Raw genomic sequence first — 19545 nt, 5'->3', positions numbered from 1 at the left:
AGATAAAACAGCGGATCTAGGTTCTAAAGCAGAAAATTTTAGAATCCTAGAAGCTTACGAAAATAGCTAGCGTATGACTGACTCACTGGTACCCTCTCTCCGTTATCCATAGAAAGTACAAAAGTAGAATGCGTATCAGGATAAATCGCTTTAATATGATTAACATTTACAATAAAGGAACGGTGGCATCTAATAAAGGAATCTTTCGGCAACAAGTATTCGAATTCTTGTAGCGAGTACTTATGTGTTCCTGTTAACTCTTCTGAATTCACATACGTCTTTTTATCTTTAGCTTCTAAATACATGACCTTTGAAAAAGGAACCGGAACCCATCCGTCTGTTGTTTTTAAAGTAACGACTGACTTACCATCCGTTAAAGCTGGATAAATTGCCGTCACGCAACCTTCAATCTTGCCATTATTTGAAAATGGTACCGCCATTCCATGATAAGGAATACCGAAAATATCTCGGTTAATAAACTCAGAGGCTTTTTGCTTCGTTACCATTGCTTTATGAGCAATCGTCCCTTCCTTAATAGGGTCCCCAGCGCTAATCTTTAAATCAATTCGTTTACTTGGCCGATAGTAAATATATTCTTTCGTATTCGAAACGGCAATTGATATTTCATCTGAAAATAATTCCCCAACTACATCTAGTAGTATACCTAATGTTTTATCTTCCATAGTATGAGCACCTCATTCACTATTATACTACTATTATGATTTAAAAAACCGTTCAGCAATTTGAACGGTTTTTTAAACAATTTAGTTTACCTTAGCCCCATAACATCTAGCTACCGCAACTGCCTGTGCTATATCTAATTTTACATTTTTCAAATTAAAGCTTGTAAAGTCAATTCTATCAACTATCGCTCCCTTTAAATTTGCACCGCTAAGTTTCGCCTTACCTAATTGTGCACCGGTTAAATCCGCTTCACGTAAATCTGCTTTTTCTAAATTACATTCATATAGGTCCGCTTCCATGAAACGTATACCCTTTAACATTTGTTTACTTAAGTTCGCAAACCTTAAATTCGTATATGACCAATCACCCGATATGATAGTTATTCCGTCTAAATTCGCTTCTTCAAAATCAGAGCCAGTCATTTTACATTCTTCAAACTTCGATACGAATAAATTCGCACCAACAAACTTACAATTCGCAAATGTAGTTCCTTGATGAATAGAAGCGTTAAAAAGAGCACCGGTAAAATCACATTCTATGAAGTTACAATTTTCAGTAGAAACTTCCGATGCATCTATCCCTCTAAAACGGCATTTTATGAATGTACTATTCTTCAATTCCTCTTCCTTAATCCAAACATCTTGAAAATCTATTTCTACATATTCTTTATTAACAAATTCACTCATAACTATTCCTCCAGCTCCTTAAAGAAACCTCACTTCAAAAAGTGAGGTTTCTTCTCATACAATATGCTTATCTAACCAAGAAATCAAATCTTGAAATACTTCATCTTTATTTACTTCATGGAACATTTCATGTCTGCCATTTTCATATAAATGCAGCGTTACATCTGTCACGCCGCATTTTTTATAATTTTCATATACTTCTTTTACACCTTTCCCCATATCCCCAACAGGATCACGATCTCCTGAAAAAATATGTATCGGAAGGTTTTTCGGTGTTTTTTTGAACTCTTCTAGTTTATTTACTTCTAATACACCAGAAAATAATTCTCGATAAAAACTCGTTGTACAAATGAATCCACATAATGGGTCCGCAATATATTTATCTACTTGACTGTTATCTGAAGATAACCAATCAAATTTTGTACGATTTGGTTTAAAGTGTGAATTGAAGTTTCCGAAAGATAAAAAATTTAACATTGGACTTTTCGTTTTTTCCCCGCGTAATTTCATCTCAATTGTCGCTACTTTATGACCGATACTCCCTAAAATCCCTGGATTTCCACCAGTTCCTGAAATAAGGACTCCATCATATAATTCACCTTTCAGTTGTACAGCACGTCTTGATAAAAAAGAACCCATACTATGTCCAAGTAAAAATAACGGGCATGTCTGCTCTTTTCTTATCGTTTCTGATACAAAAATAACATCAGAAACAGCCTCATTCCAACCTACATTTGGTTTAAAATGACCATAATCTTCTTCTCTTTTCACTGTTTTCCCATGACCTTTATGATCATGTGCATAAACACCATACCCTGCTTTTAATAACGCAGCAATAAAGTCTGTATAAACACCTGCATGTTCTGTCATACCATGTGCAATTTGAATAATCCCTCGCGGATCTCTTTCTGGTAGCCACTTACGTAAATAAATTTCCGATCCATCCAATGCCGTAACGAAACTTTCCTGTACGTTCATTTCGTCAGCCCCCAACTCTATTATGTATATCAAAAAATGAATATCCATTCATTATTCTTATTATGTATTATATGCAATTGCTTTCATTATGACAAATGCCGCACTTTTCCAATTAGCTCAATAACTATTATGTTGACGAATTTGAAATAAAATTATATAGTTACTTACATAAAGTAATTATTATATTTTTTGGGAGGTTTCTATTATGATGCCATCATTATTTTTAGCACACGGATCACCGATGCTTGCTATTCAAGATACAGACTATACAAGGTTTTTAAAAACACTTGGAGCAACATATAAACCGAAAGCGATTATTATTTTCACTGCTCATTGGGAAAGTGAAGCATTAACGATTTCTTCATCAGATAACGAATATGAAACAATTTATGATTTTGGAGGTTTTCCTCCTGAGTTATACGAAATCAAATATCGTGCGAAAGGTTCTTCTAACATTGCATCTATGTTAGAAACAAAATTTAAAAACAAAGGTATTCCAGTCCATCATAATATGACGAGAGGTTTAGATCATGGCTCATGGGCTCTTCTGCACCGCATGTATCCAGAAGCAAATATTCCTGTCGTCCAAATTTCAGTCAATCCATTCCTTCCTGCAAAAGAGCAATTTAAGATTGGAGAAGCACTTAAAGGGCTTGGACAAGAAGATATTTTAATAATCGGTAGCGGTGTTACTGTTCATAACTTACGAGCTTTGAAATGGAATCAAACGACACCCGAACAATGGGCAATTGAATTTGATGATTGGATTATTAAACATATGCAGACTACTGATAAAGATGCATTATTTAATTGGGAGAACAATGCCCCTCATGCACAATTAGCAGTACCAAGAGCAGAGCATTTTGTTCCTTTATTTATCGCTATGGGAAGCGGTGAAAATAACGGTGAAGTCATTCACCGCAGTTATGAGATGGGTACATTAAGTTATCTTTGTCTTCAATTTTAAAGAAAAGGATGAAGCAATCGTTGCTTCATCCTCTTCTTTTTCATTCACTTAGTTAACTAACTTCCAAATGTCGTTTCTCTGATACCTCTTCGTTCTTATTATGAAAATAAACCCAAATGCACGCAATAAATAATAGTGATGATGTAGAGAAGAAAACATATTGGAAGCCCGCATGTGCTGCAATTTGTCCACCAAGTACTGGTCCAATCATATTTCCTAAAAACTGAAACGATTGATTATATCCAAATATTCGTCCCGTTACATGGGTTGGTGTATGTTGTTTTAGTAGAGTTTGTACGGAAGGTAATAATCCTGCTTGTGCGATACCTAATAAAAATCGAAGAATTAATAGTTGCCAAGCTGAGGTTACAAATGCTTGCGGGATAAAAATAATTCCTGCAGCAAACAACGCTACAACTAACGTTTTTTGAGGACCAATTTGATCTGATAATCTACCTAGCTTAGGAGCTGCCATAATAATAGCTAAACCTGTCGCAGACATGACTGCACCTGCAATCATTTCAATATGAGCTGTTCCTGGGCCTTCTAAATTCTTTACATACAATGTAATAATAGGTTGAATTGACATGTTCGCAAGTTGAATAATAAATGTTGTTACAAATAAACTAATAATTAAATGCTTTGCTGGAACCATCGTCCATACTTTTTTCTGTTGTACTTTTTTTGCTTGAGCGGAGTGATTCTCTTCATGTAGGAAGAAAAAAACGATGAGAAAAGAAAGGAATAAAAAAGCTCCTGTAACAAGAAAAACATGGCGCATTCCAATTAACTCCGACAAATAACCACCAAGTAATGGGCCAAGTAAAGAACCGCTCACGCCCCCAGTTGAAATTGTAGAAATTGCCCAACCTGAATGCTCTTTCGGAGTTTCTGCTGCAATAAATGTCATCGCCGTTGAAAGGAAACCAGATACCGCTCCCATCAAAAATCTTAGTGCGACTAGTTGATACACATCCGTTACAAACCCCATAAGCGTCATAATAATCGCCATACCAAGGCTCGCACGAATAAGCATCAATTTCCGTCCATGTATATCACCAAGCTTTCCCCATATTGGTGATACGATCGCACCCATTAAAAATGTTATACCAAATGCAAGTCCCGACCACTGTGCAATACTAGAAGTGCCAGTTACTCCTAATTCCTCAATATAAAAAGATAAAAAAGGAATTACTAAACTCATACCGGCTGCAGTGGTAAAACAACCTAGCCAACAAATCATCAAATTTCGTTTCCAGCTGGCCATTTTCACACCTTCTTTCTTTAGATACCCATTCTACACCCTTTCTTGTAAAAAGTTTAGTAATTTGCTTTATTTGTAAAATTTACTACAAAACCCGCTATTTTCTAGTGAAAATCACTACATCTCTACATTATTTTCATAAAAAAAACAACTCCCATATATGGAGTTGGTTAATTACTCTCTACCGGTATTAAACGTGCATTACAACATCGCTCATAAAACTCAACCGGACCTGCTTGTCCAATAATTGCGTATTCATATCCTTCTTTCTTCATACTATGTAAACAACGATATAACAATTGCTTCCCTACACCATTCACACGATTTTTTTTCGCTGTGCCCATTGGACCAAACAATCCCTTCTTTCCTCTCACTACATCATAACAAGCGAAACCTACTATCACTTCTTCTTGTTCTGCTATATAAATAGGTAAATTATCTTTATATGTACGAAATCCATACTCTATTGAATGTAACCAACGTTCACCAAATTCCTCTTTAACAAAACTTGCTAATTTTTCAAAATCAGAAGGGCTAGCCTTTCTAACAGTACAAATTAAATGATTATAAGTAGGAACAAAACATTTTAGATCGACCGCTAAATCTCTTGGCTCAGCTATAATACGTAATATATCTTTTTTTATTTGTACATTTCCAATAAACGTATCTACATGAAATAGTGCATATATAACATGTCCTTCATTCATTATTACTTGCTGGAAACGTTCCATACGTTTCTTCGCTATTTGTAAAATTTCTAGCACCTTATAAGATACCTTATATTGTCCTATTTTTTCATACTCTTGATACGGTGAATCGTATTGTTTTCGTATTGAAAGTTTTTCTGAAAAATCTATCCCCACTTTACGGAACAAATACATATACAACTCGCTACAAACTCCAGTACCTTCTTTACACATACCGATAAACAGATGAGCTGGTTGAATGATATTACTTTCTGCCTCTTCTGCTGCAATCTTCAATATGTTATGAACACGTTTTGTAAATTTATACTCCTCCATATGTATCTCCACCCCCTATTACTTTACTAGTAAACCGTAACCATAAATAAGTGAAACGATTATTCCAACTACCAATATACCTGGCAATAAATTTGCCACCTTAATTTTAATAACACCAAGTAAGTTCAATCCAATAGCGGCTATCATAATACCACCTGTAGCTGTCATTTCCACTATAAATTGATTCATTAATTCTTTCGGGACCAAACTATTAATTTGTGTTGCAAAAACCGCGATCCCTCCTTCGTATAAAATAACTGGAATCGCCGAAAATACTACACCAATTCCTAAAGTTGTCGTTAATATAATAGAAATAAATCCATCGATAATCGCCTTTGTAAATAAAATATCATGATTGCCGCGAATCCCGCTGTCGAGTGCACCAAGTATGCCCATCGCACCTATTGCAAAAATTAAAGTAGCAGTTACAAAGCCTTCTGATATGCTCCCTTTCCCTTTTGATCCAACTTTATTTTCTAGCCAATCTCCTAACAGTTTTAACTTTCTCTCTAATTGTAGCCATTCCCCGATGACGGTACCAATCACTAAACTTAGTATGACAACAAGAAAATTTTCACTTTTCAATGCCATTTGAAGCCCAAGCACAGTAACCGCTAAACCGATTGCATGCATAATTGTTCCCTTCATACTTTCTGGAATCCTACTAAATAATTTACCTAGTAAAGTACCAAATATAATACAAATCCCATTTACAACTGCTCCTAATATAACCATTTCTTATTCTTCACCCTTCGAATTCTTTATTTCTATATTTTGGTTTATACATTGATTTACAGGTTATCTATATGTTAACTTAATATTGAGAATATTAACAAATGTTTTCCACAACATAAACCGCAATTTTTTTTGTAGTAATACATAATGTGAAACTTTAATTAACGTGAGTTTTATTGCCCACAAATTGCGGTATAAATTCAAAAGGGACGGTATTTATGAAAACTTTACTAAAACGATTTCTGTTAATAGCCTTTTGCATTACACCAATTGTTTTATTAATTAACTACTCTTTTACTTCAAAAGCGAAAGACAAACCCGATTTGCAAAACAAATCTAGTAAAACCGCTTCAACAAGTGAAAAGAAAATAGAAGACCCGGAAATTACACTCACTTTCTCTGGTGATACAATGTTCGATTGGCAATTACGTCCTGTAATCGAAAAAAATGGGGCTGATTATCCATTCCAACATGTAAAAGAAGAAATAACAAAAGCTGATATTTCTTTCGTTAATTTAGAGTCAGCATTTACAACGAGAGAAAAGAAAGCTCCTGGACAACTGTTTTGGATTAAAAGTGATCCATCCACGCTACAATCTATAAAAAACACTGGATATGACATCGTAAATATCGGAAATAACCATACACTTGATTATGGGCAAGATGGATTATTAGACACGATTTCTCACGTAGAAAAATTAAAATTCCCTTATATCGGAGCCGGAAAAAATGCAAAAGATGCATATACAGCACGAGAAATGACTGTAAAAGGGAAAAAGTTCAAATTTCTTTCCTTCGTTCGATTTATGCCTGATACGAACTGGGTAGCTGGTAACAATAAACCTGGTGTTGCAAACGGATATGATTTAAATCTCGTAACAAAAACAATTAAAGAGCAAAAACAAGATGCAGACTATTTAATCGTCTATATGCATTGGGGCGTTGAAAAATCAAATCGTCCGGTAGAATACCAAAAACAATATGTACCTAAAATGGTTGAAGCAGGAGCTAACGCAATTGTCGGAAGCCATCCACATTGGTTACAAGGGTTTGAGTATTATAATAAAGTTCCTATCGCTTACTCATTAGGTAACTTTTTATTCCCGAGTTATGTGAATGGGAAAAGCGCCGAAACTGGCGTATTAACTTTAACTTTTAAAGGAAAGGATGTACAAATGTCATTCAATCCTTACATCATTCGTAACAACCAAGTTTCCCCTGTAAATGTGGAAGAAAAGAAAAAAGCTCTTCAATATTTACAAACAATTTCAACTGATGTAGAAATTGATGCTACAGGGAAAATAAAAAACAAACGAAACTAGACAGCTCAAGATCTATTTCTCTGTAACATACATTACAGAATAGGTGATGAACATGCTGAAAGACTTATTAGAAAATGTAAGTTTGTTAGAGAATATTTATAAAATATCTATAGCCGTTCTACTTTTATGTTCAATTTTCTCTGTTAGACTTCTAAAAAAAATAAAACGCGAACGAAAACTTACTACCTTTGAATTTACTATGTATGTAATCATTCGTATTGCGATACTCTTTTGGTTAACTAGCTTTATCCTTCTTGAATATGGAAAATATTTAGTTTAACTATAAAAAGATAGATACAAGTAGCGTTTCTACTGCTTATATCTATCTTTTTTATTTCTAGTAAAACCGTATGTTATCCCTTTCCTTCTATTAAATAAGTAAATCAAACAAAATAGGATTTTTATTAAGCTCCATAAATTGAATATTATTTTCTTTAAAGCGAGTAATTAATTGCTCATAATCTTCTTTATGTTTCAACTCTACGCCGACTAACGCTGGACCATTTTCTTTATTATGTTTCTTAATGTATTCAAAGCGCGTAATATCATCTTCTGGTCCTAATCCTTTATCAAGAAATTCTCTTAGCGCACCTGAACGTTGCGGGAATTCAATAATGAAGTAATGTTTTAATCCTTCGTAAATGAGCGAACGTTCTTTCATTTCTTGCATTCTATCAATATCGTTATTTCCACCACTTAGCGTGCATACAACTGTTTTACCCTTTATTTCATCTCTATATAAATCAAGCGCTGCAATAGATAGTGCACCAGCCGGTTCAGCTACAATTGCATTTTTCTTATACAGTTCTAAAATCGTCGTACAAACTTTTCCCTCTGGTACTAAAACAATGTCATCAATTACATCTTTACAAGTTTCAAATGTTAACTTTCCTACTTTTTTAACAGCTGCCCCATCAACAAAACTATCTATTTTCTCTAATGCGACATTTTCATTTTGAAGAAAAGCCTCTTTCATAGATGCAGCTCCCATCGGCTCTACACCAATAACCTTTGTAGCAGGACTAACACCTTTCACATATGTACCAACACCTGATGCTAACCCACCACCGCCGATTGCCGTAAAGATATAGTCAACCGATTTCTCCATATCATGCATAATTTCAACTGCAACTGTCCCTTGACCAGCAACTACATACGGATCATCAAACGGATGAACGAACGTCATTCTATTTTCTTCACAATAGCGCTGCGCTTCTTGGAAAGAGCTATCAAATGTATCACCAACTAATACGATTTCCGCAAAATCACCACCGAAAAATTGTACTTGTGATACTTTTTGTTTAGGTGTTGTCGTCGGCATGAAGATTTTTGACGCAATCTTCAATAAATTACACGTATAAGCAACTCCTTGCGCATGATTACCAGCGCTCGCGCATACAACACCGTTTTGTAATTGTTCTTTCGATAAACTTTGAATTAAATTGTACGCACCACGAATTTTGAAAGAGCGAATCAATTGTAAGTCTTCTCGTTTTACATAAACGTCACAATCATATTTCTCAGATAAAACTGTATCACGTTGTAACGGTGTTTTAATAACGATATCTTTCATGCAATTATGAGCCATTAAGATATCTTCAATTTTCACTCTCTCCTTTACCTTCTGCACCATTATATATCATCCTTATCTCTTTTAAATTGGCTCAATCAAAATCCGGGATTTTTAGAACTGCACCTGTATTCGCCGATGTTACCATCTGTGCATAACGTCCAAGCCAGCCAGTTTTCACTTTCGCTTCTGGTCGTTTCCATTCTTTTTTACGCTTATCTAATTCTTCATCACTAACTCTTACTTCTAGCAAGCGTTCTTCAACATCAATACATACAATATCCCCTTGTTCAAGAAGTGCAATCGTTCCACCCGCAGCTGCTTCTGGTGAAATATGTCCTACTGAAATACCACGTGAAGCACCCGAGAAACGACCATCCGTTAATAGCGCAACATCTGCACCTAATCCCATTCCAGCAATCGCTGAAGTTGGCGCTAACATCTCTGGCATACCAGGGCCACCTCTTGGTCCTTCATAGCGAATAACAACTACATCGCCTTTCTTCACTTTTCCAAGCATAATGCCCGCAAGCGCCTCATCTTGTGAATTAAAAATAACGCAAGGTCCTTCAAAACGCTTTACCTCTGTTGCACCGCTTTTAATAACCGCTCCATCTTTCGCAAGGTTTCCTTTTAATATACGTAATCCCCCTTCTTCACTATGAGGGTTTTCGAGAGAATGAATAACTTCCTTATCTTTAATCTCTGCATGAGCAATGTTTTCTCTTAACGTCTGCCCGGTAGCCGTTATTCGGTCTAGATGAAGCACCCCTTCTTTTCGGCTCATCTCTTTCAAAATTGCACTAATCCCGCCCGCTCGATCAATATCTTCCATGTGCCAATTGGAAGCAGGGCTTACTTTACATAAATGTGGTACACGTCTTGAAACGGCATCAATGCGATTCATATCGTAATCTAAACCCGCTTCTTGTGCGAGAGCTAATGTGTGCAATACTGTATTCGTTGATCCACCCATTGCCATATCAAGCGCGAACGCATCATCAATCGCTTCTTCCGTTACGATGTCTCTCGGTTTAATATCTCTTTCAATTAAAATTTTTAATTTCTCTGCTGCTTGTTTAATTAACTCTTCACGTCTTGGATCAATTGCTAAAATACTCCCGTTACCAGGAAGAGCTAAACCTAACACTTCACATAAACAGTTCATAGAGTTCGCCGTAAACATTCCGGAACAAGAACCACAAGATGGACAGCCATGATCTTCAATATCCTTTAATTCTTCTTCTGAAATTTTCCCAGATTGATAAGCTCCTACTCCTTCAAAAACAGAACTTAAATCGACAACTTCTCCTTTAGATGTTTTTCCTGCTGCCATCGGGCCGCCTGAAACAAACACAGTCGGAATGTTAATACGTAGTGCAGCCATCATCATACCAGGTGTAATTTTGTCACAATTTGGGATACAAATCATGCCGTCAAACCAGTGTGCATTTACAACCGTTTCTACTGAATCTGCAATAATTTCACGACTCGGAAGAGAATAACGCATACCGATATGTCCCATCGCAATACCATCGTCAACTCCAATCGTATTGAATTCGAATGGTACCATACCTGCCGCGCGAACTGCCTCTTTTACAAGTTTCCCAAACTCGTTCAAGTGCTTATGCCCTGGAATAATTTCAATAAAAGAATTACAAATCGCTATGAAAGGTTTATCAAAATCTTCATCTTTCAAACCAGTTGCTTTTAATAAACTACGGTGCGGCGCTTTATCAAAACCTTTTTTAATCATGTCACTTCTCATCTTGTCAAATCCCCTCTTACGTATTTTTCACTTACAATCACTTACTCTATTTTTTCACTAATTCTTTCGGTGCATGAATCCAGCTCATCATTTCACGAAGCTCTGCCCCTACTTTTTCTAACTGATGATTTCGCTCTGCTTTTTTCATCGCATTATACGTTGGACGCCCTGCTTGATTTTCTAAAATCCATTTCTTCGCAAATTCACCTTGCTGAATTTCTGTCAAAACTCGTTTCATTTCTTTCTTCGTTTCATCTGTAACAATTCTCGATCCTGTTACATAATCTCCGAACTCTGCCGTATCTGAAATAGAATGGCGCATGTTCGTTAAACCGCCTTCGTACATTAAATCAACAATTAACTTTAATTCATGTAAACATTCAAAGTATGCAATTTCAGGTCGATATCCACCTTCTGTTAATGTTTCAAAACCAGCTTTCACAAGCGCAGTTACCCCGCCGCAAAGCACTGCTTGCTCTCCGAATAAATCCGTCTCTGTTTCTTCTTGGAATGTCGTTTCAATTACGCCTGCACGTGTACAGCCTACACCTTTTGCATACGCAAGAGCTAAACTTAATGCTGTTCCTGTTGCATCTTGATGTACTGCCACTAATGCCGGAACACCATTTCCTTCTTGAAATACACGACGAACGAGGTGACCTGGACTTTTTGGCGCGACCATCGCTACATCTACGTAACTTGGCGGGTTAATTTGTCCGAAGTGAATATTAAATCCATGTGAGAAAAGTAACATTTGTCCTTCACGAAGATTCTCTTCTACCTCTGCTTTATACACATAAGCTTGCTGTTCATCTGGCAATAACATTTGTACAACTTGTGCGGTTCGAACCGCTTCTGAAACAGACATTACTTCAAATCCATCTGCTTTCGCTACTTCATACGACTTACCAGGACGAACACCAACTACAACTTCTACACCAGAATCACGTAAATTTTGTGCTTGCGCATGACCTTGTGATCCATAACCAACTACTGCAACAGTTTTTCCTTGTAATAACTCTACATTTGCATCTTTCTCATAATATGTTTTCATATTCCATACACTCCTTATAATTTATTTACTTGCAGTACATCAATTAATTTTTTCAACTGACTAACAAGTAATGTCGCTTCATTTTCAGTACAAACTGCTGTGAGTTTCATTTCAGAAACACCACTTGTATCTCTTTCATTTAAATGTAAAGAAGAAATATAATAACCACGCCGAGCAAAAATCCCACTTATACGTAATAAGACGCTTGGCTCGTTATGAATAACGAGTGAAAAAGTATGACTCATTCTTCCCACCTCTTCATAATCATTTCGTTATTCCCTTTGTTTGGCGGAACCATCGGAAATACGTTTTCACCTTCTTCTACACAAAAATCAACTACGGCAGGACCTTCATGAGCAAATGCTTCTAACATCACTTGTTTCGCCTCTGTTGAATTTGTCGCTCTTAATCCCTTCACTCCATAAGCTTCTGCCACTTTCACAAAATCTGGCGATCCAATTTTTGATTCTGATAAACGATTTTCATAAAACATTTCTTGCCATTGCCTTACCATCCCTAAAAATTTGTTATTTATGATAAATACTTTTACAGGGATGTTATTTTCAGCAATTGTTTGTAGTTCTTGAATGTTCATTTGAAAAGAAGCATCACCTGCAATACAAATGACAAGTTCTTCTTTTTTAGCTAGCTGAGCACCAATTGCTGCTGGAAAACCAAACCCCATCGTTCCTAATCCTCCAGAGGTAAGGAACGTCCGAGGTTTTCTTGCTTTATAGAAGTGAGCAGCCCACATTTGATGCTGTCCTACTTCTGTTGTGACAATCGCTTCACCATTCGTTAATTCACTTACTAAGTTGATCACATGCTGTGGTTTTAACTCAGATTCTTTTTGCTTATAAGAAAGTGGATATTCTTCTTTCCATGCCTTTACTTTCTGAAGCCATTCGTCTGTTTGTGTATAAATAGACATATGTAACAACATGTGTAACGCTTTTTTCACATCACCAACAATGGGATGCTCTACAGTTACATTTTTATGAAACTCAGAAGGATCAATATCAATATGTACTTTTTTCGAGTGCGGAGAAAAAAGTTCTAATTTTCCTGTTACACGATCATCGAAGCGAACACCTAATGCAAGTAGTAAATCACATTCTGTTACCGCCATATTAGCAGCGTATGTCCCATGCATACCAAGCATCCCTAAAAACAATGGATCTCCCGGTGGATATGCACCAAGTCCCATTAAAGTTGAAACGACTGGAATACGGTTCTCCCTTACGAATTCAAAAAGTTCATCGGATCCACCTGAATGAATGACACCTCCCCCAATATAAAGAAGCGGACGCTTTGATTTTGAAATTGCTTTAGCTACCTCTCTAAGTTTCATACTGTCTGGTACAAGTTCTGGTTTGTACCCCGGAATATCAACTTCTTCATTAAAGAAACTGGTGACTTTTGCATTTTGAACATCTTTTGGAATATCGATTAATACTGGTCCCGGGCGTCCGCTTTCGGCGATGTAAAAAGCTTCTTGCACAATTCGTGATACATGATTTACATCACGAACTTGGTAATTATGCTTCGTAACAGGTACTGTAATTCCGACAACATCCGCTTCTTGAAATCCATCTTTACCAATTAAAGGCGTTGCAACTTGGCCGGTAATGACAACTAAAGGAATCGAATCCATATAAGCGTCTGCTAAGCCGGTAACTAAATTTGTCGCCCCTGGGCCAGAGGTAGCAAAGACTACCCCGACCTTTCCAGAAGCTCTCGCATATCCTTCAGCCGCATGAATGGCAGCTTGTTCATGACGAGTTAAAACATGTTTCAAACCACTTTCGTATAACGCATCGTATACTGGTAAGATCGCTCCGCCTGGATAGCCGAAAACGGTCGTTACACCCAATTTTTTCAAACATTGAATCACGTGCCCAGCGCCTGTCATTTCTTCACACTGTAACTTCTCATACGCTGTATACTGCTGCTTCATTTCAATTAACTCCTCTCCTTATTTATGCTAAGCTTTCCGTCAGCCCGGGAACACGTACTCCTCTTTCTCTCGTTAATTTTTTAAATTCTTCGGTCAATTGTTTCGTTACACTTCCTGGTTTCCCATCTCCAATTTCTCTCGAATCAACTTTTACAACTGGAATTAACTCCGCTGCTGTTCCTGTTAAAAATACTTCATCCGCTACATATACATCATGGCGAGTGAATGGTCTTTCCTCACATGGAATACTCAGTCGTTCACATAGCTCGATAACACTATTTCTCGTAATACCTTCTAATGCTCCTAAATAGGATGGTGGGGTTAATACTTTTCCATCTTTCACAACGAAAACATTATCGCCAGAACCTTCACAAACATATCCTTGTTGATTTAACATAAGAGCCTCTAACACTCCTGCTTGTGCCGCTTCAATTTTTACAAGTACGTTATTTAAGTAGTTCATTGACTTAATGCGTGGATCTAATGCATCTGGCGTATTACGTCTTGATGCAACAGATACAACGCTTAATCCATTATCGTAAAATTCCTGAGGGAATAACTTTAATTGTTCTGCAATGATAATAACGCTCGGTTTCACACAACTTCTAGGGTCGAGCCCTAAGTCACCTTTTCCTCGTGAAACAATTAAACGAATGTAAGCATCCGCATACTCATTTTTTTGCAACGTTTGTAAAACTGCTTCTTCCATTTCGTCAACTGTCAGTGGGACTGTAAGTAAAATAGATTTTGCCGATTCATATAATCGTTTTACATGTTCTTTTAAACAAAATACATTTCCTCCGTAACTACGAATCCCTTCAAATACACCGTCTCCGTATAAAAAGCCATGATCATATACTGAAACAACTGCCTTTTCTTTTTCTACAAATTCCCCATTCATGTAAATGTACTGGTTTCCCATCTCACATCGCTCCTCTTTTTTTCTCTATTTTTTGCAATCTATTTCTACATCGATTGCTGAGATGAGTATTTTTAACAGAATATTCAGTATATAAATATTAAAAATATACTCGTCTCAACAATCGATTACTTACATACTTGTAGCAATCCATTGCTGAGACGAGGGAATCGTGGTACCACTCAGCTTCCTTACACTTCTCACGAAATATAAGCTCTGCAAGTCCAATTAGACTTTTGTTTTTCTATCGGGAACAAACCCGCTACTTTTTACTAATTTTCAAAAGTAGTGCTCCGAGGTGATTTTCAATGAGTGCATTGTTACCACCCTCACAGCCTCGGGGCAGCTCTCTGAAACAATCTTTATCATTTACTCTCCTCTTCCACGCATTCTCTTATTCTATTTTCTAAAATAAAAACTCTCGCCTCAGCAATCAACTACTACAATTTAGTAGCTTTGATTGCTGAGGCGAGAGTTTCGCGTTACCACTCAGCTTCCTTATACTTCTCGCGAAATATAAGCTTCGTAGGTCCAATTAGACCCCCGTCCTTTTACCGGAGACGATGCCGCCGCCCTCTACTCAGTTTCCCTTTCGCAAGCGATGCTCCGAGGTGATCTTCAATGATTTGATTGTTACTACTCTCGCAGCCTTGGAGTAGCTCTCTGAAACGATCATAATCATCTACTTTCCTCTTCTTTGCATATACAACATATAAAGTTAGAAAATTTTTAATTAACTTTTATTTGTTACACGTATTATAGGACGTTGTTCTTTTCTTTGTCAACATGTTTTTTCAAAAAAAATCTAAATTCATTCTATTTATTTTTTCTCAAATCAAAATTGGAATGAATTACTTACATACACTCATATATTGCTTAAGTATGTTTGCACTACTACATAAAGAAAAATTTATGAGGAGATGAGAAAACTATGTTAAAAGGGAAAGTAGCGTTAGTTACAGGAGCAAGCCGAGGAATTGGACGAGCGATCGCTAAACGTTTAGCAAATGACGGTGCATTGGTTGCTGTTCATTACGGTAATCGAAAAGATGACGCTGAAGAAACTGTTCATGAAATTCAATCAAATGGTGGCCAAGCTTTTTCTATCGGCGCAAATTTAGAATCCTTACATGGTGTAGAAAACCTTTATAAAGCTTTAGATACTGAATTACAAAAGCGCACTGGTGAAACACAATTTGATATTTTAATAAACAATGCTGGCATTGGTCCTGGTGCTTTTATTGAAGAAACGACTGAACAATTTTTTGATAGAATGTTTTCAGTAAATGCAAAAGCACCATTCTTTATCATTCAACAAGCACTGCCACGTTTACGTGACAATAGCCGAATTATTAATATTTCATCCGCTGCGACCCGCATTTCTTTACCTGATTTTGTTGCATATAGTATGACGAAAGGCGCTATTAATACAATGACTTTTACACTAGCAAAACAGCTTGGAGCACGAGGAATAACGGTGAATGCAATACTTCCAGGATTTATTAAAACAGATATGAATGCAGAACTCTTGAGCGACCCGATGATGAAGCAGTACGCTACTACTATTTCCGCTTTCAATCGCTTAGGTGAAGTAGAAGACATTGCCGATACTGCTGCATTCCTTGCTTCTCCAGACAGCCGCTGGGTAACTGGACAATTAATTGATGTGAGCGGAGGATCTTGTTTATAAAAAACATATATTTTCAAATCTTTTTTATTGCGCAATAAAACAATTTATATAATACTATATAAAACATATACATTTAGGAGGATTACAGCAATGTCCGAAAAAACATACGAACTCGCAACCTTCGCAGGCGGTTGCTTTTGGTGCATGGTAAAACCATTTGATGAACTTCCTGGTATTCATAAAGTACTTTCTGGCTATGCAGGAGGTCATGTAGAAAACCCAACATATGAACAAGTAAAAGTTGGAACATCTGGACATTTAGAAGTTGTTCAAATTACATTCGATCCTTCTATTTTTCCTTATCAGAAATTACTAGACTTATATTGGCCACAAATCGATCCCACTGATGATGGCGGACAATTTTTTGACCGTGGTCCATCTTATCGTACCGCTATTTTTTATCATAACGAAACACAAAAAGGGCTTGCTGAAAAATCAAAACAAGCTCTTACAGAAAGCGGTATGTTTAAAGATCCAATCGTGACTGAAATTCGTCCTGCTGCACCTTTTTACGCAGCAGAGGAATACCACCAACATTTCTATAAAAAGAATCCAGAGAAATATGCTACTGAGCAAAAGGAATCTGGTCGTGAAGACTTTATTAAAGAAAATTGGCAAAAAAAATAATAAAAACGCATCGTGCTTTTTTAGTACGATGCATTTTTATTTTTGATAAAAGTACCATACAATTAATAGAACAATTGCTGTTAGTGACCAAAGTACTATCTCGTTTTTTACGCTATTCTTTTTCTTAGTCATTTCATTCCCTCCTAATAACAATTAAACATATTCAAGTTTTTCTTTGTTTAATTGTCCACCTTATATACGTGAATACATCCTTACAAATTCTAATAGCAAGATCACCAATAATTCCGATTGCAATTGAAATTACTAACATCTGTCCAAAACTAAAAGAATTTGTGTACGTTATGTAGAGAACGATACATATAAGTAAAACATCCGGTAAAGAAAGTAAAAACCTTTTAAGCATTCCTTTATCTCCTCTATACTTTATTTATATCTTCTACTGTAATTTTGAAAGAAAGTTTGTTCAAAAATTCCATTTAGACCCTCATTTTACGAAAAATAATAAGAATCCCTTTTTAAAAGAGATTCTTATTCAACAGATTTAAGTTTAATTATTTTCTACATATCCTATTCCATAATTACTCCTAAAATAGAATAATATTACTAATCATTTATTGTAAATTGACTATTTGCCAGGCAACCGAATGTCGCGCCAGCTACCTACATCGCATTGGCCAAATTCATTATTACCTACCGCGACCACCGTGCCGTCTGATTTTAGTCCGACTGTATGTGCACAACCAGCCGCTATCGCTACAATATCGCGCCAATCGCTTACGTTACATTGACCATACTCATTCCAGCCCACTGCCACCACGGTACCGTCTAATTTTAGTCCGATTGTATGATTCGGACCAGCCGCTATTGCTACAATATCTATCCAGCCACTTACATCACACTGGTTATGTTTACCATTCCCCACTGCTGTCACCGTACCGTCTCGTTTAAGACCAACAGTATGAAGATACCCAGCCTTGACCGATACAATACCTCGCCAGCTACTTACATTGCATTGACCATATCGATTATTCCCCACAGTCGTCAATGTGCCGTCCAATTTAAGACCGACTGTATGCCAGTCACCCGCTGTGACTGCCACAATATCTTGCCAACTGCTTACATTGCATTCTCCTTCTTTATTTCGGCCCACCGCTACTACCGTGCCATCCGATTTAAGACCAATAGTACGACGCCACCCTGCCGCAACCGCTACAATATTATGCCAATCGTTTACATCACATTGTTCATGCTTATTCCAACCCACTGCTATCGCAATATTGTCACATGTAAGACCGATTGTATGAGCATTACCTGTGTTCGTCGCCATATGAACATTGCCTGCTGCAACTGCTTCAATATCTCGCCAGCCACATACATTGCATTCTCCTTCTTTACTCCGGCCCACCGCTACTACCGTGCCATCCGATTTAAGACCAACAGTATGACCACGCCCCGCCGCTATCGTATCTTTTGGCCATCGCTTCAATTTTTCTTTCGGTAAAATGTAATCCATGTTTTACCTCCTTGCATATAAGCAACTGTATCATAATAGATATTTTTATCAAATTTCATTATAAATCTACATTTACAAAGAAAGCTTATTTTACTTCTTCAAAAAATAAAAACCTCCAGTTTAAATACTAGAGGTTTTCTCGTTATTTCTTCAAGCGGTCAATAAAATCGTTCAATTTATCTAGCGATTTCATATTCAGATTGCAAGCTACACCATCTTTGCAAATGTAGTTTCCCTTTTTAACGAAAGTTCCTGGTACATCACCTTTAATTTCAACTAAAAACATCCCTACTTCTTCATGCCCATGACATAATGAACAAATACTTTTTTTATTTAAACTTTGGAACGTTCCTTGCAGACCAACAAACTTATTTTTATCATTTTTCGCTATAATAAATTTCCTGCTTGATCCTTTGTCAATCCAGCTTAAATAAGATAATTCTTTCATATCCAGTTCTTCCATATCGGGAAGTTTTAGCTTTTTTGCTTTAGGAAATAATTTTTTTAATGTTTGTGCTGTAACTTCTTGAAACGGAATTACATACGGATTTATTTTCATTAAAAATGATTCTGCATCTTCTCTATTTTGAACTGTTAATACCGTATCAATTAACTCTTTCTGTTCATCGGTTAAATTCTCAAATACATGTATTATCTTTTCAATCGCAAGTGATTTTAACGCTTGAATTACACCTCTATCGTTTGCCGTTGCATGCCCGTTTGCTAAAATATAAGCTTGTGATTTTATAAAATTATATTGATCACTTCTAATAAACGCTTCCATCTTTATCACTCCATACAAATTGTTGATCTAGTTTTATTGTATAC

20 protein-coding genes and 2 other annotated features are annotated in these 19545 nt (G+C 36.5%); of the genes, 5 read left to right on the top strand and 15 right to left on the bottom strand.

The genetic code is table 11. The features are described 5' to 3' along the window. Positions 1–38: 38 nt before the first annotated feature. The 3 genes from AC0ONG_RS07690 to AC0ONG_RS07680 form a co-directional block, all read right to left on the bottom strand. On the bottom strand, positions 39–683 hold the full coding sequence (locus tag AC0ONG_RS07690) for a LytTR family DNA-binding domain-containing protein (RefSeq protein ID WP_000389698.1): 645 nt from the start codon (positions 681–683) through the stop codon (positions 39–41). Between the two features lie 81 nt (positions 684–764). Continuing rightward, on the bottom strand, positions 765–1370 hold the full coding sequence (locus AC0ONG_RS07685; RefSeq protein WP_136996480.1) for a pentapeptide repeat-containing protein: 606 nt from the start codon (positions 1368–1370) through the stop codon (positions 765–767). 54 nt (positions 1371–1424) lie between these two features. Next, complete coding sequence (locus AC0ONG_RS07680) at positions 1425–2348, bottom strand: alpha/beta hydrolase (protein WP_136996481.1); 924 nt, start codon at positions 2346–2348, stop codon at positions 1425–1427. Positions 2349–2553: 205 nt separating this feature from the next. On the opposite strand from AC0ONG_RS07680, the gene AC0ONG_RS07675 reads away from it, so the two are divergent. Further along, positions 2554–3315, top strand: coding sequence for a DODA-type extradiol aromatic ring-opening family dioxygenase (locus AC0ONG_RS07675; protein WP_474203548.1), 762 nt, complete (start codon positions 2554–2556; stop codon positions 3313–3315). Positions 3316–3367: 52 nt separating this feature from the next. Here the strand turns inward: AC0ONG_RS07675 and AC0ONG_RS07670 are convergent, their stop codons facing one another. From AC0ONG_RS07670 to AC0ONG_RS07660, 3 genes are all read right to left on the bottom strand, one after another. Beyond that, on the bottom strand, positions 3368–4582 hold the full coding sequence (locus AC0ONG_RS07670; RefSeq protein WP_000179292.1) for a multidrug efflux MFS transporter: 1215 nt from the start codon (positions 4580–4582) through the stop codon (positions 3368–3370). 167 nt (positions 4583–4749) lie between these two features. Further along, entirely contained in the window at positions 4750–5601 is an 852-nt protein-coding gene (locus AC0ONG_RS07665; RefSeq protein ID WP_000393443.1) for a GNAT family N-acetyltransferase, read from the bottom strand. 18 nt (positions 5602–5619) lie between these two features. Beyond that, positions 5620–6336 carry a DUF554 domain-containing protein gene (locus AC0ONG_RS07660; protein ID WP_000236050.1) on the bottom strand — a complete coding sequence of 239 codons (717 nt, stop codon included), beginning with the start codon at positions 6334–6336 and terminating at the stop codon, positions 5620–5622. A gap of 218 nt (positions 6337–6554) precedes the next feature. Between AC0ONG_RS07660 and AC0ONG_RS07655 the strand changes: the two genes are divergently transcribed. Together AC0ONG_RS07655 and AC0ONG_RS07650 are read left to right on the top strand one after the other, a co-directional pair. Next, positions 6555–7658, top strand: a complete 1104-nt coding sequence (locus AC0ONG_RS07655) for a CapA family protein (RefSeq protein ID WP_000854497.1) — start codon at positions 6555–6557, stop codon at positions 7656–7658. A gap of 52 nt (positions 7659–7710) precedes the next feature. Then, positions 7711–7938 carry a hypothetical protein gene (locus tag AC0ONG_RS07650; protein WP_000910225.1) on the top strand — a complete coding sequence of 76 codons (228 nt, stop codon included), beginning with the start codon at positions 7711–7713 and terminating at the stop codon, positions 7936–7938. Positions 7939–8028: 90 nt separating this feature from the next. Here AC0ONG_RS07650 and ilvA read toward each other — a convergent pair whose 3' ends face one another. Genes ilvA through ilvE form a run of 6 tightly spaced genes read right to left on the bottom strand, consistent with a single transcriptional unit; the run spans position 8029 to position 14929 of the window. Further along, positions 8029–9291 carry a threonine ammonia-lyase IlvA gene (gene ilvA, locus AC0ONG_RS07645; RefSeq protein WP_000250342.1) on the bottom strand — a complete coding sequence of 421 codons (1263 nt, stop codon included), beginning with the start codon at positions 9289–9291 and terminating at the stop codon, positions 8029–8031. 31 nt (positions 9292–9322) lie between these two features. Then, positions 9323–10996, bottom strand: a complete 1674-nt coding sequence (gene ilvD / locus AC0ONG_RS07640) for a dihydroxy-acid dehydratase (RefSeq protein ID WP_001255822.1) — start codon at positions 10994–10996, stop codon at positions 9323–9325. Positions 10997–11042: 46 nt separating this feature from the next. Beyond that, complete coding sequence (ilvC, locus tag AC0ONG_RS07635; protein ID WP_000861150.1) at positions 11043–12050, bottom strand: ketol-acid reductoisomerase; 1008 nt, start codon at positions 12048–12050, stop codon at positions 11043–11045. 14 nt (positions 12051–12064) lie between these two features. After that, a complete protein-coding gene (locus AC0ONG_RS07630; protein WP_000019916.1) occupies positions 12065–12295 on the bottom strand; it encodes an ACT domain-containing protein in 231 nt (76 codons plus the stop codon). Continuing rightward, positions 12292–14007, bottom strand: coding sequence for an acetolactate synthase large subunit (ilvB, locus tag AC0ONG_RS07625; protein WP_000813469.1), 1716 nt, complete (start codon positions 14005–14007; stop codon positions 12292–12294). Before ilvB ends, AC0ONG_RS07630 begins: the two co-directional genes overlap by 4 nt. A gap of 22 nt (positions 14008–14029) precedes the next feature. Next, positions 14030–14929 (bottom strand): branched-chain-amino-acid transaminase, encoded by a 900-nt coding sequence (gene ilvE / locus AC0ONG_RS07620; RefSeq protein ID WP_000528163.1) that lies wholly within the window; start codon positions 14927–14929, stop codon positions 14030–14032. 151 nt (positions 14930–15080) lie between these two features. Then, positions 15081–15320, bottom strand: a binding site (T-box leader). Positions 15321–15387: 67 nt separating this feature from the next. After that, positions 15388–15633: a binding site (T-box leader), on the bottom strand. Positions 15634–15857: 224 nt separating this feature from the next. On the opposite strand from ilvE, the gene AC0ONG_RS07615 reads away from it, so the two are divergent. Next, positions 15858–16616 (top strand): SDR family oxidoreductase, encoded by a 759-nt coding sequence (locus AC0ONG_RS07615; protein ID WP_000911802.1) that lies wholly within the window; start codon positions 15858–15860, stop codon positions 16614–16616. Between the two features lie 90 nt (positions 16617–16706). Next, positions 16707–17243, top strand: coding sequence for a peptide-methionine (S)-S-oxide reductase MsrA (msrA, locus tag AC0ONG_RS07610; RefSeq protein ID WP_001291896.1), 537 nt, complete (start codon positions 16707–16709; stop codon positions 17241–17243). Between the two features lie 163 nt (positions 17244–17406). Here msrA and AC0ONG_RS07605 read toward each other — a convergent pair whose 3' ends face one another. The 3 genes from AC0ONG_RS07605 to AC0ONG_RS07595 form a co-directional block, all read right to left on the bottom strand. Continuing rightward, positions 17407–17607, bottom strand: coding sequence for a hypothetical protein (locus AC0ONG_RS07605; RefSeq protein ID WP_000919316.1), 201 nt, complete (start codon positions 17605–17607; stop codon positions 17407–17409). A 222-nt stretch (positions 17608–17829) separates the two neighbouring features. Beyond that, entirely contained in the window at positions 17830–18717 is an 888-nt protein-coding gene (locus AC0ONG_RS07600) for an RCC1 domain-containing protein (protein WP_136996485.1), read from the bottom strand. Positions 18718–18859: 142 nt separating this feature from the next. Next, positions 18860–19501, bottom strand: a complete 642-nt coding sequence (locus AC0ONG_RS07595) for a FusB/FusC family EF-G-binding protein (protein WP_000387066.1) — start codon at positions 19499–19501, stop codon at positions 18860–18862. Positions 19502–19545: the final 44 nt, after the last annotated feature.

The organism is Bacillus sp. TCT6, from assembly GCF_056033845.1.
This window is presented reverse-complemented; position numbering and strand designations above follow the sequence as displayed.

What these genes read in the sequence shown, in the direction of transcription:
- AC0ONG_RS07605 (WP_000919316.1), bottom strand. Translation starts at nt 17,607, where the DNA reads ATGCTTAAAAGGTTTTTACTTTCTTTACCGGATGTTTTACTTATATGT.
- AC0ONG_RS07615 (WP_000911802.1), top strand. Translation starts at nt 15,858, where the DNA reads ATGTTAAAAGGGAAAGTAGCGTTAGTTACAGGAGCAAGCCGAGGAATT.
- msrA (WP_001291896.1), top strand. Translation starts at nt 16,707, where the DNA reads ATGTCCGAAAAAACATACGAACTCGCAACCTTCGCAGGCGGTTGCTTT.
- AC0ONG_RS07685 (WP_136996480.1), bottom strand. Translation starts at nt 1,370, where the DNA reads ATGAGTGAATTTGTTAATAAAGAATATGTAGAAATAGATTTTCAAGAT.
- AC0ONG_RS07660 (WP_000236050.1), bottom strand. Translation starts at nt 6,336, where the DNA reads ATGGTTATATTAGGAGCAGTTGTAAATGGGATTTGTATTATATTTGGT.
- AC0ONG_RS07675 (WP_474203548.1), top strand. Translation starts at nt 2,554, where the DNA reads ATGATGCCATCATTATTTTTAGCACACGGATCACCGATGCTTGCTATT.
- AC0ONG_RS07630 (WP_000019916.1), bottom strand. Translation starts at nt 12,295, where the DNA reads ATGAGTCATACTTTTTCACTCGTTATTCATAACGAGCCAAGCGTCTTA.
- AC0ONG_RS07600 (WP_136996485.1), bottom strand. Translation starts at nt 18,717, where the DNA reads ATGGATTACATTTTACCGAAAGAAAAATTGAAGCGATGGCCAAAAGAT.
- AC0ONG_RS07670 (WP_000179292.1), bottom strand. Translation starts at nt 4,582, where the DNA reads ATGGCCAGCTGGAAACGAAATTTGATGATTTGTTGGCTAGGTTGTTTT.
- ilvB (WP_000813469.1), bottom strand. Translation starts at nt 14,007, where the DNA reads ATGAAGCAGCAGTATACAGCGTATGAGAAGTTACAGTGTGAAGAAATG.
- AC0ONG_RS07690 (WP_000389698.1), bottom strand. Translation starts at nt 683, where the DNA reads ATGGAAGATAAAACATTAGGTATACTACTAGATGTAGTTGGGGAATTA.
- AC0ONG_RS07665 (WP_000393443.1), bottom strand. Translation starts at nt 5,601, where the DNA reads ATGGAGGAGTATAAATTTACAAAACGTGTTCATAACATATTGAAGATT.
- AC0ONG_RS07680 (WP_136996481.1), bottom strand. Translation starts at nt 2,348, where the DNA reads ATGAACGTACAGGAAAGTTTCGTTACGGCATTGGATGGATCGGAAATT.
- ilvA (WP_000250342.1), bottom strand. Translation starts at nt 9,291, where the DNA reads ATGGTGCAGAAGGTAAAGGAGAGAGTGAAAATTGAAGATATCTTAATG.
- ilvD (WP_001255822.1), bottom strand. Translation starts at nt 10,996, where the DNA reads ATGAGAAGTGACATGATTAAAAAAGGTTTTGATAAAGCGCCGCACCGT.
- AC0ONG_RS07595 (WP_000387066.1), bottom strand. Translation starts at nt 19,501, where the DNA reads ATGGAAGCGTTTATTAGAAGTGATCAATATAATTTTATAAAATCACAA.
- AC0ONG_RS07650 (WP_000910225.1), top strand. Translation starts at nt 7,711, where the DNA reads ATGCTGAAAGACTTATTAGAAAATGTAAGTTTGTTAGAGAATATTTAT.
- AC0ONG_RS07655 (WP_000854497.1), top strand. Translation starts at nt 6,555, where the DNA reads ATGAAAACTTTACTAAAACGATTTCTGTTAATAGCCTTTTGCATTACA.
- ilvE (WP_000528163.1), bottom strand. Translation starts at nt 14,929, where the DNA reads ATGGGAAACCAGTACATTTACATGAATGGGGAATTTGTAGAAAAAGAA.
- ilvC (WP_000861150.1), bottom strand. Translation starts at nt 12,050, where the DNA reads ATGAAAACATATTATGAGAAAGATGCAAATGTAGAGTTATTACAAGGA.